This is a genomic window from Pelagibius sp., assembly GCF_028289705.1.
Classification (GTDB): domain Bacteria; phylum Pseudomonadota; class Alphaproteobacteria; order Kiloniellales; family Kiloniellaceae; genus Pelagibius.
In genome coordinates this window covers 14,396-27,427 of the sequence record NZ_JANQOI010000112.1, presented here as the reverse complement: position 1 = coordinate 27,427, position 13,032 = coordinate 14,396, and the positions used below count along the sequence as shown (strand labels likewise).

General features: G+C 69.6%; 11 protein-coding genes and 1 pseudogene. 1 reads left to right on the top strand and 11 read right to left on the bottom strand.

The window, feature by feature from the left end; translation table 11 throughout:
• Window positions 1-6: 6 nt before the first annotated feature.
• Window positions 7-153, top strand: a pseudogene (locus Q0996_RS25500) (UDP-N-acetylenolpyruvoylglucosamine reductase); the annotation flags it as partial.
• A 29-nt stretch (window positions 154-182) separates the two neighbouring features.
• Here the strand turns inward: Q0996_RS25500 and murC are convergent.
• Genes murC through mraZ form a run of 11 tightly spaced genes read right to left on the bottom strand, consistent with a single transcriptional unit; the run spans window position 183 to window position 12,982 of the window.
• The gene (murC, locus tag Q0996_RS15095; protein ID WP_299621337.1) at window positions 183-1,622 is read right to left on the bottom strand and encodes a UDP-N-acetylmuramate--L-alanine ligase; all 1,440 of its coding nucleotides are present in this window, start codon (window positions 1,620-1,622) and stop codon (window positions 183-185) included.
• Complete coding sequence (murG, locus tag Q0996_RS15090) at window positions 1,619-2,782, bottom strand: undecaprenyldiphospho-muramoylpentapeptide beta-N-acetylglucosaminyltransferase (protein WP_299621334.1); 1,164 nt, start codon at window positions 2,780-2,782, stop codon at window positions 1,619-1,621. Before murG ends, murC begins: the two co-directional genes overlap by 4 nt.
• Window positions 2,779-3,906: a putative lipid II flippase FtsW gene (ftsW, locus tag Q0996_RS15085; protein ID WP_322096719.1), complete on the bottom strand. Its 1,128-nt coding sequence runs from the start codon at window positions 3,904-3,906 to the stop codon at window positions 2,779-2,781. Before ftsW ends, murG begins: the two co-directional genes overlap by 4 nt.
• Complete coding sequence (gene murD / locus Q0996_RS15080; protein WP_299621328.1) at window positions 3,900-5,324, bottom strand: UDP-N-acetylmuramoyl-L-alanine--D-glutamate ligase; 1,425 nt, start codon at window positions 5,322-5,324, stop codon at window positions 3,900-3,902. Before murD ends, ftsW begins: the two co-directional genes overlap by 7 nt.
• A 13-nt stretch (window positions 5,325-5,337) precedes the next feature.
• A complete protein-coding gene (gene mraY, locus Q0996_RS15075; RefSeq protein WP_299621325.1) occupies window positions 5,338-6,426 on the bottom strand; it encodes a phospho-N-acetylmuramoyl-pentapeptide-transferase in 1,089 nt (362 codons plus the stop codon).
• Between the two features lie 13 nt (window positions 6,427-6,439).
• Complete coding sequence (locus Q0996_RS15070) at window positions 6,440-7,867, bottom strand: UDP-N-acetylmuramoylalanyl-D-glutamyl-2,6-diaminopimelate--D-alanyl-D-alanine ligase (protein WP_299621322.1); 1,428 nt, start codon at window positions 7,865-7,867, stop codon at window positions 6,440-6,442.
• On the bottom strand, window positions 7,864-9,339 hold the full coding sequence (locus Q0996_RS15065) for a UDP-N-acetylmuramoyl-L-alanyl-D-glutamate--2,6-diaminopimelate ligase (RefSeq protein ID WP_299621320.1): 1,476 nt from the start codon (window positions 9,337-9,339) through the stop codon (window positions 7,864-7,866). Before Q0996_RS15065 ends, Q0996_RS15070 begins: the two co-directional genes overlap by 4 nt.
• A 25-nt stretch (window positions 9,340-9,364) precedes the next feature.
• Window positions 9,365-11,146 (bottom strand): penicillin-binding protein 2, encoded by a 1,782-nt coding sequence (locus Q0996_RS15060; protein ID WP_299621316.1) that lies wholly within the window; start codon window positions 11,144-11,146, stop codon window positions 9,365-9,367.
• Window positions 11,143-11,514: a hypothetical protein gene (locus tag Q0996_RS15055; protein ID WP_299621314.1), complete on the bottom strand. Its 372-nt coding sequence runs from the start codon at window positions 11,512-11,514 to the stop codon at window positions 11,143-11,145. The genes Q0996_RS15060 and Q0996_RS15055 overlap by 4 nt, the downstream gene beginning before the upstream one ends.
• Entirely contained in the window at window positions 11,511-12,527 is a 1,017-nt protein-coding gene (gene rsmH, locus Q0996_RS15050; protein WP_299621311.1) for a 16S rRNA (cytosine(1402)-N(4))-methyltransferase RsmH, read from the bottom strand. Before rsmH ends, Q0996_RS15055 begins: the two co-directional genes overlap by 4 nt.
• Window positions 12,524-12,982, bottom strand: a complete 459-nt coding sequence (gene mraZ, locus Q0996_RS15045) for a division/cell wall cluster transcriptional repressor MraZ (protein ID WP_299621308.1) — start codon at window positions 12,980-12,982, stop codon at window positions 12,524-12,526. The genes rsmH and mraZ overlap by 4 nt, the downstream gene beginning before the upstream one ends.
• Window positions 12,983-13,032: the final 50 nt, after the last annotated feature.

Genomic DNA, 13,032 nt, shown 5'->3' with positions numbered 1-13,032 from the left:
ACGGTCATGGCGGCGGCAAGAAACTCCGGCCTCATCGCGAGGCTTCCCCAAGTGCGGGGCAGGTTGACCGAGCAGGCGCCGCTCGGCGGCATCACCTGGTTCCGCGTCGGCGGGCCGGCGGAGGTGATGTTCCGCCCCGCGGACCGCGATGAGGCCGGAGTTTCTTGCCGCCGCCATGACCGTCATAGACCCCCTCCGGCCGCGGGTGCGGCGCCGCCTTGCAGGGCCTGCAATTGCGCCGGCAGGGCGTTGGCCCAGGCGGTGATGTTGCCGGCGCCCAGGCAGACCACCATGTCGCCCGGCGCGGCGAGGTCCAGGATCAGGCCCGGCAGCGCCTCCGGCGAGTCCAGACCCATGGACTGGCGGTGGCCGCGGGCGCGCAGTCCCTCCACCAGGCCGTCGCGGTCGGCGCCTTCGATGGGCTGCTCGCCGGCGGCATAGACATCGGCGACGATGACCGCGTCGGCATCGTTGAAGCAGGTGCAGAACTGCTCGAAGAGGTCGCTCAGCCGGGTATAGCGGTGCGGCTGCACCACGGCGATGACCTTGCCCTCGGCAGCTTGGCGCGCCGCGGCCAGAACGGCGGCGATCTCCACGGGGTGGTGGCCGTAGTCGTCGATGACGGTGATGCCGCCGGCCTCGCCGGTGCGGGTGAAGCGCCGCTTGACGCCGCCGAAGCCGGCCAGGGCCTTGCGGACGCTGTCTTCCTCCAGCCCCATCTCCAAGGCGACGGTCACGGCGGCCAGGGCGTTCATCGCGTTGTGCTGGCCGAGCATGGGCAGATGCATATCGGCGAGGCGGGTTTCGGTATTGCCGCCGCGGTCGGTGACGACGATGCCGAAGGCGAGTCCGCCGCCTTCGACGCGGATGTCTTCGGCGCGATAGTCGGCCTGCGGGCTGATGCCGTAGGTGACGATGCGGCGGTCCTCGATGCGGCCGATCAAGGTCTGCACCGCCGGGTGGTCGATGCAGAGCACGGCAAAACCGTAAAAGGGAATGTTCTCGACGAAGGCCTCGAAGGCGGCATGCAGCGCCTCTTCGCTGCCGTAGAAATCCATGTGCTCCGGGTCGATGTTGGTGACCACGGCGATGGTCGCCGGCAGCTTGACGAAGGAGCCGTCGCTCTCGTCGGCCTCCACCACCATCCAGTCGCCGTCGCCCAGGCGCGCGTTGGTGCCATAGGCGTTGATGATGCCGCCGTTGATCACCGTGGGGTCGAGCCCGGCGCCGTCCAGCAGGGTGGCGACCATGGAAGTGGTGGTGGTCTTGCCATGGGTGCCGCCGACGGCGATGGACCACTTGAGGCGCATCAGCTCGCCCAGCATCTCGGCACGGCGGACGATCGGGATGAAGCGCTGCCGGGCGGCGTCCACCTCCGGATTGCCGGACTTGATGGCCGAGGAGATCACCACCACCTGGGCATCGCCCAGGTTCTCAGCCTTGTGGCCGACGAAGATCTCGACGCCCATCTTGCGCAGGCGCTGGACGTTGGCGTTGTCGGCGACGTCGCTGCCCTGGACCTTGTAGCCCAGGTTCGCCAGCACCTCGGCGATGCCGCTCATGCCGATGCCGCCGACGCCGACGAAATGAATGGTGCCGAGGTTCAGGGGCAGGCCTCTCATGCCGCGGCCTCCTTGTCGCCCTGGGCGCCCGGCCGCAGATCCTGGCCGTTGCCGTTGTCGATCCCGCAGACCAGGTCCGCCAGATCGCTGGCCGCCTGGAGACGGGCGGCAGCGCGGGCGCAGGATGCGGCGCGGGCCAGCAGGCCCGGCGTCGAAAGCAGGGAGGTCAGGCGTTCGCAGAGGCTGTCGGCGTCCAGGCCCGACTGGGGCATCAGCCAGCCGCCGCCGGCCTCCACCAGGGCCTGGGCGTTGCCGGTCTGATGGTCGTCGGTGGCCGAGGGGTAGGGCACCATCACGGCGGGGCGCCCGGCGGCGGCCAGCTCGGCGACGGTGGAGGCGCCGGCCCGGCTGATCAGCAGGTGGGCGGCGGCGAGGCGCTGCGGCACGTCGTCGAAGAAGGGTGCGAGGTCGTGGGCGACGCCGCAGCCGCGATAGATCTCGCCGACCGCCTCGACGGCCTGGCCGGGGACCTGCTGGTGCACGGTGAGGCGCCGGCGCAGCGCCTCCGGCAGGCGGGCGACGGCGGCGGGCACCACGTCGTTGAACACGGTGGCGCCCTGGCTGCCGCCCACCACCAGCAGGCGCAGGGGGTCGCCCTCGCCGGGCACGGCGTAGGGCCGGCTGCCGATGGCGGCGACGGTCTGGCGGACCGGGTTGCCGGTGATGCGCAGTTTGCTCTTGTCGCCGGCGGCGATGCCCTCGACGTGGTCGAAGGAGACGGCGATGCGGTCGGCGCGCGGCGCCAGCAGGCGGTTGGCGCGGCCGAGAACCGAGTTCTGTTCGTGCAGCACCACCCTGAGCCCGGCGCGGGCCGCCGCCATGACCGTGGGCACCGAGGGATAGCCGCCGAAGCCCACCGCCACCTCGGCGCCCTGGCGCTTCAGGTGGCCGCGGGCCTGCCAGTAGCCGAGCGCCAGTTGCGCGGCGGAGCGGATCTTCTTGGTCAGGCCGGCCCCCGCCATGGCGCCGGCGGGAATGCGGAAGGTCTCCACCTGCGGCAGGTCGGGACCGAAGCCGCCGCCGCGCTTGTCGGTGACCAGCATGACTTCGATGCCACGGGACAGCAGCTCCCGCGCCAGGGCCTGGGCCGGGAACATGTGCCCGCCGGTGCCGCCCGCGGCCAGGGCGACTTTCTTCGGGAGGTTGGCTTGCCGGGTCATGCCGCACCTTCCCCGCCGACCCGTCTGCGGGTCAGCGCCAGCAACATGCCCATGCCGAGGGCCAGCGCCATCAGGGAGGAGCCGCCGTAGCTGAGGAAGGGCAGGGTCATGCCCTTGGTGGGCATGAGGTGCAGGGTGGAGGCCATGTTGATGAAGGCCTGCAGGCCGAACTGCACCAGAAGGCCGCTGGCGGCCAGCAGCACGAAGAGCGAGTTCTCCTGCAGCAGCCGGGCAAAGCCGCGCAACACCACGAAGGCGAAGAGCGCGAGGATGATGAGGCAGGCGATGAGGCCCATCTCCTCCCCCGCCACCGCGAAGATGAAGTCGGAATGGGCGTCGGGCAGTTGCGCCTTCACCGTGCCTTCGCCGGGACCGCGGCCCAGCAGGCCGCCGTTCATGAAGGCCTCGATGGAGCGGTTGATCTGATAGCGGTCGCCGGCGGCGGGGTCGAAGAAGCTGTCGACCCGCGCGGAGACATGGGGCAGGGAGAGGTAGGCGGCGACCAGCCCGCCGGCGCCGACCACCGCCAGCACCGCGATCCAGGCCAGCGGCAGGCCGGCGAGGAACACCTGGGTGCCCCAGATGGCGGTCAGCAGCACCGCCTGGCCGACGTCCGGCTGCAGCAGCAGCAGCGTGACCACCACCAGCCAGAGACCGACGGCGATACGCGCGCCGGGCACGCCGGTTTCCTCCCGGTTCAGGGAGAACAGCCAGGCCGAGACCACGGCAAAGCAGGGCTTGGCGAACTCGGAGGGCTGGATCGACAGGCCGGCGAGGCTGATCCAGCGGGTGGCGCCTTTGATCTCCGGCCCCACCAGCAGGGTGACGACCAGCAGCACGATGGAGCCGAGCAGGCCGAAGCAGGCGATGCGCCGCACCCAGCGCGGCGAAGCCAGGGACATGGCCATCAGGACGGCCGCGGCCAGGGGCAGCAGCACGATCTGCCGGCTGGCGAGCTGGAAGGAAGCGAGACCGATGCGTTCCGCCGCGGCGGGGGAGGCTGCCAGCATGAGGACGGCGCCGAAGCCCATCAGCGCGATCAGCGAGAGCAGGGTCCAGCGGTCGACGGTCCACCACCAGCGGCCCAGAAGGCTCGTATCGGTGCGGGCAAAGCTGCTCACGATGCCCCCTCCACGCTGGTCGCGGCGGCGAGGTTCTCGGGATCGCCGCGCTCGCCGGGCAGGCCATGAACGATCTCGCGAAAGGCGTCGCCGCGGATCTCGAAGTTGCGGTACTGGTCGAAGGAGGCGCAGGCCGGCGACAGCAGAACGACGGCGCCGGGATGGCGCGCCGCCTCTTTCGCCGCGGCGGGCACGGCCTGGTCGAGGCGCCCGGACAGGGTGACCGGCATCTGGGGCTGCAGTACCTCGGCGAAGTCTTCGGCGGCCTCGCCGATCAGGAAGGCATGGGCGATGCGGCCGTAGAAGCGCTCCAGCCCGGCCAGCCCGCCTTCTTTGGCCTGGCCGCCGGCGATCCAGACGATTTTGTCGTAGCAGGCCAGCGCCATGGCGGCGGCATCGGCGTTGGTCGCCTTGGAGTCGTTGATGTAGGTGACGCCGTCGATCACCGCGACGATCTCCTGGCGGTGCGGCAGACCGGGGAAGGAGCGCAGGCAGGCGGCGATGACCGGGGCGTCGACGCCGACGGCGCGGCAGGCGGCGTAAGCGGCGGCGGCGTTCTGCCAGTTGTGGACGCCGGGCAGGCTGGCGATCCCGCGCAGGTCCAGGGCCGGCACGCGCTTGCCGTCCAGGTCGTCGATCAGCACGCCGTTTTCCACATAGACGCCGCCGGGCACGATGCGCTGGCCGGAGATCGGGATCACCGCCTGCTCGTCGGCAGCCTTCAGCTCGCCGAAGATCGCCGCGCAGGTCTCGTCGTCGACGCCGATCACCGCGCTGCGCGGCTTGGTCTGGCGGTGGAAGATCGCACGCTTGGCCTTCACGTAGCCCTCGAAGCCGCCGTGGCGCTCCAGGTGATCGGGGCTGATGTTCAACAGCACCGCCACGTCGAAGGTGATGGAGAGGGTCAGCTCCAGTTGATAGGAGGACATCTCCAGGACGTAGATCCCCTCCAGGTCCAGCGGCTCCAGGGTCAAGGCCGGCGTGCCCAGGTTGCCGCCCACGGCGACGGCACGCCCCGCGAGTTCCAGGATGTGGCCGACCAGCGCGGTGGTGGTGGACTTGCCGTTGGTGCCGGTGATCCCGAGGTAGCGGGCGTTGCGCTGGGCGCGGGCCAAGAGCTCGATGTCGCCGATGATCTCGACGTTGGTTTGGCGCGCCGCGGCGGCCAGCGGATGCGGCTCCGGAAAGCTGTGGGGAATGCCGGGCGAGAGGATCAGGCTGGTGACCTCCTGCCAGTTCGCCTGGTTGAGGTCGACCAGGGGAATCTCCGCCGCGCGGGCGGCGGCACGCTGGTCCTCGCTGTCGTCCCAGGCCCAGACCTCCGCGCCGGCGGCGTGCAGCGCCCTGGCGGCGGCCAGCCCGGACTTGCCGAGGCCGAGCACGGCGACGGGCAGACCGGCGAAGAAGGAGAGATCGATCATCGCGCCGCCGGCCTCACCTCAGCTTCAGGGTGGACAGCCCGGCCAGCGCCAGGATGGAGGCGATGATCCAGAAGCGGATGACGATGGTGGGCTCGGCCCAACCTTTCTTCTCGAAGTGATGGTGCAGCGGCGCCATGCGGAAGACGCGCTTGCCGGTCAGCTTGAAGGAGGCGACCTGCACGATCACCGAAACGGTTTCCAGCACGAAGAGCCCGCCGATGATCCCCAGCACCAGTTCGTGCTTGGTGACCACGGCGATGGAGCCCAGCGCGCCGCCGCAAGAGAGCGAACCGGTGTCGCCCATGAAGACCATGGCCGGCGGCGCGTTGAACCAGAGGAAGCCGAGGCTGGCACCCACCAGGGCGCTGCAGAAGACCGCCAGCTCGCCGGTGCCCGGCACGTAGTGGAGCTGCAGGTATTCGGAGAAGATGGAGTTGCCGACCAGATAGGCGATGAAGGCAAAGCAGCTCGCCGCGATCATCACCGGCACGATGGCGAGGCCGTCGAGCCCGTCGGTCAGATTGACGGCGTTGGAGGCGCCGACCATCACGAAGACGGCGAAGGGCACGAAGAAGAAGCTGAGATTGATCAGCAGGCTCTTGAAAAAAGGCACCGCCAGATGGGTGTCCATGGAGGGCGGGGCGATGTGGGAGATCCACACCGCGACGGCGGTGCCGATCAAGACCTGGATCAGCAGCTTGAGGCGGCCGGGCAGGCCGTCGCTGGAGCGCTTGGTGAGCTTCAGGTAGTCGTCGAAGAAGCCGACCATGCCGAAGCCGACGGTGACGATGACCACCGCCCAGACATAGCCGTTGGTGAGGTCGGCCCAGAGCAGGGTGGAGATGGTGATGGCGATCAGGATCAGGAAGCCGCCCATGGTGGGCGTTCCCTTCTTGGTCAGCAGATGACCTTCCGGACCGTCCTCACGGATCGGCTGGCCCTCGCGCTGCTTGGACCGCAGCCAGGCGATGATCCAGGGGCCGAGCAGGAAGGAGATCACCAGCGCTGTGATCACCGCCGCGCCACTGCGGAAGGTGAGATAGCGGAAGAGATTGAAGATGATGTGCTCATCGGCGAGGGGGACAAGCAGGTTATAGAGCATTCAGGCGCGTCTCCTACTGTCCGTTCGCCGCGCGGGCCAGTGGCTCGCCCAGGGCAAGCAGGGCATCGACGATCAGGGCCATGCGCGAGCCCAGAGAACCCTTCACCAGCACGCTGTCGCCGGGCCTGACGGCGTCGCCGATTTGAGCCGCCAGGGCCTTGGAGTCGGCGCCGTGGAGACCGCGCAGCTCCGCCGGCAGGGCCTCGTGCAGGGCGGCCATGTCGGGCCCGCAGGTGAAGACCAGGTCGATACCGTTCTCCTGCAGCGGCCCGGCGAGCTTGGCGTGCATGTCCACCGACTGCTCGCCCAGCTCCAGCATGTCGCCGAGGATCGCGATGCGCCGCCCGCCCTCGCCCAGGGAGGAGCGTCCCAGCACCTCGAAGGCCGCGCGCATGGAGGTGGGATTGGCGTTGTAGCTGTCGTCGATAAGCTTGAAGACGCCGTCGGGCGTTTCCACGTCGTGGCGTTCGCCCCGGCCCTTGATCGGCCGCAGGTTGGCAAGCTGCGCCGCCGCCTTGGGAACGCCGGCGCCGGCGGCCCCGATGGCGAGCAGCACGGCAAGGGAGTTCATCACCCAGTGGGAGCCCGGTAGCGCGATGCAGTAGTCCAGCTCCTTGCCGCGGATCTCCGCTTTCACCCCGCTGCAGGTGGCGTGCAGCGAATCCTCGATCAGCCGGGCGTCGGCTTCCTTGTGGCGCCCGAAGGAGAGGATGCGGCTGATGCCAAGAGCATCGGCCTTGTCGCGCAGATGATGAAACAGCGCGTTGTCCCGGTTGAGCACGGCACAGCCATTGGCATCCATGCCCTCGAAGATCTCCGCCTTGGCATCGGCGATGCCGAAGATCGAATCGAAGTTGCCGAGGTGGGCCGGCTCGATGTTGGTGATGATGGAGACATGGGGCCGGACCAGGGCGGTCAGCTCGCGGATCTCGCCCGCGTGGTTCATGCCCAGCTCGAAAACGCCGTAGACAGCATCACGGTCCATCCGCGCGAGGCTGAGGGGCACGCCCCAGTGGTTGTTGAAGCTGCCGACGCTGGCCGCCGTCACGCCCTGCGGCTCCAGACAGAGGCGCAGGGCCTCCTTGGTGCCGGTCTTGCCCACCGAGCCGGTGACGGCGATGAGCCGCGCCTGGCTGCGTTCGCGGGCTGCGGTGCCGAGGCGCCAGAGGGCGGCGAAGGTGTCGTCGACGATGATCAGCGGATCGCTCTCGTCGATGCCGTCGGCGCGGCGATGCACCATGGCCGCTGCGGCGCCGGCCTTGATCGCCTTGCCGGCGAAATCGTGGCCGTCGAAGCTGGGGCCTTTGAGGGCGATGAAGAGATCGCCCGCCTCCAGGCTGCGGGAGTCTATGGAGACGCCGCTGGCCTGCCAGTCGCCGGTGACGCGCCCGCCGGTCGCCTGGGCGATGTCCTCGGCGGTCCAGAGGATCGGGTCCGTCATGTCCCGGCCTCCACACTGCTTTGGATAGCGGTTCGGGCGACGTCGCGGTCGTCAAACGGCAAGACTTGTCCCCCAACAATCTGGCCAGTCTCATGGCCCTTGCCGGCGATGACCAGGACATCGCCCGAACCCAGTGCGGCCACCGCGGTGGCAATGGCCGCTCCGCGATCGCCGATCTCTTCCGCGCCCGGGGCTGCGGCCAGCATCTCCCGGCGGATGGCTGCCGGGTCCTCGCTGCGCGGATTGTCGTCTGTGATGTAGGCCCGATCGGCCAGGCGCACGGCGATGGCGCCCATCTGCGCGCGCTTGCCGCGGTCGCGGTCGCCGCCGCAGCCGACAATCACCGAAAGCTGCCCGCGGGTGTGGGGCCGCAGCGCCGCCAGCACCGTTTCCAGCGCATCGGGCGTGTGGGCGTAGTCGACATAGACGTGGCCGCCGCCGGCGGTTTCCCCCACCAGCTCGACTCGCCCCGGCACGCCGGTCAGGCCGCCGAGGGTCGAGAGCGCATCGTCCACCGGGATGCCGCCCGCGATCACGAGGCCGAGGGCCGCCAGCAGGTTGTCCGCCTGGAAGGCCCCGGCGACGGCGAGCGTGACTTCGTAGTCCTTGCCGAAGAGCCGCAGCTTCAGGGTCTGCCCGGTGGCCGTCGGCTGTTGCTCCACCAACTGCAGATCGCTGAGTACCCGGCCGTAGGTCAGGAGCGTCAGCCCGCGGGCCCGGCAGGCTTCCACGACCTCCGCGCCCGCCGGATCGTCGAGGTTCACCACCGCGGTGCCGCCGTCTTGCAGCAGCTCGGTGAAGAGCCGCAGCTTGGCGGCCAGATAAGCCTCCATGCTGCCGTGGTAGTCCAGGTGGTCTCGGGTCAGATTGGTGAAGGCAGCGGCGCTGACCCGGATCCCGTCGAGGCGATACTGGTCCAGTCCATGGCTTGAGGCTTCCAGCACGAGGTGTTCGACGTGATCGCGGGTCAACGACGCAAGACAGCGGTGCAGCTCCACCGGATCGGGCGTGGTCAGCGAGGCCGGCGCATCCGGGCGCGGCGGCTGCAGGCCGAGGGTGCCCAGGCTGGCCGCCTCGTAGCCCAGGGCGCGCCAGATCTGGCTGGTGAAGCTTGCGACCGAGGTTTTGCCATTGGTGCCGGTGACGGCAACGACCGTCGCCGGCTGGCGTTCGAAAAAGCGGGCGGCGAGCAGCGCCAGGCGCCGCCGCGGGTTGGGATCGGTGAGGAGGGCGATGCTGTCCGCGCCCTCCGGCAGGACCGTGCCTTCGGGCGCCAGCACCGCGGCGGCGCCCTTGGACAGGGCTTCGGGAATGAAATCGCGGCCGTCGGCCAAGCTGCCCGGCAAGGCGGCAAAGAGATAGCCCTCGACGACCTTGCGGCTGTCCGCCGTAAGGCCGCTGATCTCTATCTCTGCGTGGGCCGCTGCATGGGCCGCCGCTTGTGCCGCCGTATGGGCCGCTGGGGGCTGCATTCCGTTTCCGTCCGTTGCGAGCAGGTCAGTTAGACGCAAGCTGGCGTCCTTCCGCGCTCTTGTTCATCTCAACCAGCATCTCTTCGATCATGGCCTCGCCGTCGCCCTGGGGCGCGATCCCGACCAGGGGCCCCATGCGCTCGACGATGTTGTGCATCACCGGCGCGGCGACCCAGCCGCCGGTGGCATAGCCGTGGGTTTCCTTGGTCGGCTTCGGTTCGTCGATCAGCACGAAGACCACATAGCGCGGGTCGGTCATGGGAAAGGCGCCGACGAAGGAGGCGATGCGCGAGTTGCGCGAATAGCCGCGCCCGGCCAGCTTCTCGGCGGTGCCGGTCTTGCCGCCGACGACGTAGCCTTGGGCATCGGCCTTGCGCGCGGTGCCCTTTGCCACCACCAGCCGCATGAGCCGGCGGACCTTGGCCGAGGTGGTCTCGGAGATCAGGCGGGTTCCGGCAGCCACCTGCCGCGGATTGCGCTTCATCAGGGTCGGGCGCACCTCGGTGCCGCCGTTGACCATGGCCGCCATGGCCGCCGTGAGCTGCACCGGGGAGACCGCCAGGCCATGCCCGAAGGAAATCGTCATGGTGTTGATCTCGCGCCAGGGCGAGGGCATCAGCGGCTGGCCCACCTCCGGCAGCTCGATGGCGGCGGGCTGCAGCAGACCGATGCGCTTCAGGAAGGCCTGCTGCGCGGGGGTGCCCGCGTCCATGGCCATCTGGACGGTGCCGATGTTGCTGGAATACATCAGAATTTCCGGGATCGAGAGCCAGCGGTTCTTGGGCTTGAAGTCGCGGATCGTGAAGCGCGAAACCCGTATCGGCTGGCGTGTGTCGTAGCCGTCGGCGAGGGTCACCACGCCCTCGTTCAGGGCCATGGCGGTGGTGAAGATCTTGAATACCGAGCCCATCTCATAGATGCCCAGGCTGGCGCGGTTGAAGCGCGCGTCGGCGGAGGCGGTCGCCGGCTTTGCCGGGTCGTAGCTCGGCAGCGACGAGAGGGCGACGACCTCGCCCGAACGCGCGTCCATGACCACACCGGCGGCGCCGATGGCGCTGAAGGTGGCCATGGCCTTGGCCAGTTCCTCGCTGAGAATGTGCTGGACGCGGATGTCGAGGCTGAGCTGCAGCGGCGTGGCGGAGGCGCGCAGCACGTCGTCGAAGGACTGCTCGATGCCGGCGAGCCCCTCGTTGTCGACGCCGGTGAACCCCACCACGTGCGGGGTCAGCGCGCCGTGCGGGTAGAAGCGGCGATGCTCGCGCTGGAAGTAGAGCCCCGGGATGCCGAGACGGTTCACCGCATACTGCTGGCGCGGCGTCAGGTTGCGTTGCAGCCAGACGAAGGAGCGCGCGGTGGCCAGCTTGGCGGCGAGACGCGCCGGGCTGGCCTCCGGCAGCACCGCCGCCAGCCGTTCCGCTGCCGCCGCCGGGTCGCGCACATGCTGCGGATTGGCGTAAAGCGAGGCCGTCGGCATGGTGGTGGCGAGGACGATGCCGTTGCGGTCGACGATGTCGGCGCGCCCGGTCTCCAGGCGGTCCGACGACAGGCTGCGGGCGATGGAGGGCTCATGGCGGTCGGCCATCAGGCCGAGGTCCACCAGCCGCCAGCCGATGAGGCTGAAGGCCAGGGCGAAACTCATCGCCGCCACCAAAAGGCGGGTGCGGCCGACGTCCAGGGCCTGCTTGGCAGTGCCTTCGAGATGGAGGTCCGCCGGCCGGCCGCCCTGGAGGTCGAAGCTGGGCAGGTCGGCGGCGGTGGCCGGCGGCAGGGGCTTGGAATGGGCGCGGACGAGGTATCGGCGGATCATTGGCTTTGGCCTCCCGGCAAGGCGGCGGGAACGGCGACAAGCGTCGGCGGTAGCTTGGCCTCCGGCTGCGGGGCCTCCTCCTCTTCGTCGGAACCCGGGTAGGGCAGGTCGGCAAAGCCGATCATCCGCTCGGCCGGAATCGGCGCCAGCTTCAGGTGCCGCTCGGCCAGGGAGGCCAGGCGATCCGGGCTGTTGAGATAGCTCCACTCGGCTTCCAGCACGTGGATCGCTTCCTGTTTGCGCAGGATGTCGCGGTGCAGGCCCTGCAGCTCCAACTCCAGAACCAACACCTCCTGCTTGATCTGGAACAGGGTCAAAGCGGTGACCGAACCGGCGAGCAGCCAGCAGACGATGACGAAGCGCCTCATGGCCGAACCTCCTGCGGCGGCGGCCAGGCCGGGGCGGCGGTGCGCTCGGCGGCACGCAACTGGGCGGAGCGGGCGCGCGGATTGGCATCGCACTCTTCCGCATCGGCGCGGCGCGTGCCGCGGAACAGCAGGGTGAAGCTCGCCGCCCGCGCGGGCGACTCCGGCGCGGGCGGCGCATGGCGCGAACCCCCGGCGGCCGTGCTGCTGCGGTCGCGCAGGAACTGTTTGACGATGCGGTCCTCCAAGGAGTGGAAAGAGACCACGGCCAGGCGTCCGCCGGGGCCCAGCAGCTCCTCGGCCGCCTGCAGGCCGCGCTGCAGTTCGCCCAGTTCGTCGTTCACATAGATGCGCAGGGCCTGGAAGGTGCGGGTGGCCGGATCGATGGTCTGTTTGCCGCTTCGCTTGACGCCCTTTTGCACGGCAGCGCGCACCAGCTCCGCCAGCGCCGCCGTGCGGGTGATGGCTTTTTCGCTACGGGCCTGGACGATGGCCTTGGCCACCTGGCGGGAGCGGCGCTCCTCGCCGTAGCGGTAGATGATGTCCGCCAGCTCGCGCTCCGGCAGGCCGTTCACCACGTCGGCGGCCGAGGGGCGGCTGTCGGTCTCGGGGCCCTCCATGCGCATGTCGAGGGGGCCGTCGGCCCGGAAGGAAAAGCCGCGCTCCGCCTCGTCCAGTTGCATGGAGGAAACCCCGAGATCCAGCGCCAGGCCGTCAAGCGGGTGATCGAGCTTGCCGTTGAGCAATGTCTTCATGTCGCCGAAGCGGCCTTCGACCATCTGCAGCCGCCCGCCGTATTCCTGCGCCAGCCGCCGGCCGCGTGCCGCGGCGCCGGCATCGCAGTCGATGCCCCAGACGCTGCAGTCGGCGGCTTCCAGCAGGGCGCGGCTGTAACCGCCGGCGCCGAAGGTGCCGTCGACGTAGATGGCGCCGTCGCGCGGCGCCAGAACGTCCATGACTTCTTTAAGAAGGACCGGCTTGTGGCCGCCGCCGGTGGCTTCCGCACGTGCCGTCATCGCCCGCCTCCCCCCGCCGGGATGGTCAGGCGCTGGGCGCGGGCGCGGTCGCGCGCCGCCGCCTTGTGGCGCTCCAGGGCGTCGGGCTGCCAGATCTGAAACAACTGGCCCATGCCGACGAAGGCGGCGCGGTCGGTAATGCCGGCGTGCTCGCGGAAGCCCTGGGGGAGCATGATGCGGCCGGTGCCGTCGAAGGCGAGCTGCTGGGAGTCCGAGAAGATCGTGGTCGCCAGATCGTCGTGGGTCTCAGAGAAGAGGTCGATCTCCGACACGCGGGAAATCATCTGCTCCATGAAGTCCATGCCGCAGCCCTCGATCGCTTCGGCGCGGTGCGAGCGAAAGGCAACGATGCCGCTGAACGACAGGCCGGCGAGCGACTGGCGGAACACAGCAGGGACGGAGACCCGACCCTTCTGATCCACCTTGTTCTCGAAGGTGCCAATGAAGACTGCCACCTCTTTCCCCCGCGGCTCCTTTCCAGCCGTTGCTCAGGCCGCCCTGCCTC

Bases quoted from the DNA above. Each gene is read 5' to 3' on its own strand.
- mraY (WP_299621325.1), bottom strand. From the start codon at position 6,426: ATGCTCTATAACCTGCTTGTCCCCCTCGCCGATGAGCACATCATCTTC.
- murG (WP_299621334.1), bottom strand. From the start codon at position 2,782: ATGACCCGGCAAGCCAACCTCCCGAAGAAAGTCGCCCTGGCCGCGGGC.
- murD (WP_299621328.1), bottom strand. From the start codon at position 5,324: ATGATCGATCTCTCCTTCTTCGCCGGTCTGCCCGTCGCCGTGCTCGGC.
- rsmH (WP_299621311.1), bottom strand. From the start codon at position 12,527: ATGACGGCACGTGCGGAAGCCACCGGCGGCGGCCACAAGCCGGTCCTT.
- Q0996_RS15055 (WP_299621314.1), bottom strand. From the start codon at position 11,514: ATGAGGCGCTTCGTCATCGTCTGCTGGCTGCTCGCCGGTTCGGTCACC.
- Q0996_RS15070 (WP_299621322.1), bottom strand. From the start codon at position 7,867: ATGACGGACCCGATCCTCTGGACCGCCGAGGACATCGCCCAGGCGACC.
- Q0996_RS15060 (WP_299621316.1), bottom strand. From the start codon at position 11,146: ATGATCCGCCGATACCTCGTCCGCGCCCATTCCAAGCCCCTGCCGCCG.
- murC (WP_299621337.1), bottom strand. From the start codon at position 1,622: ATGAGAGGCCTGCCCCTGAACCTCGGCACCATTCATTTCGTCGGCGTC.
- Q0996_RS15065 (WP_299621320.1), bottom strand. From the start codon at position 9,339: ATGCAGCCCCCAGCGGCCCATACGGCGGCACAAGCGGCGGCCCATGCA.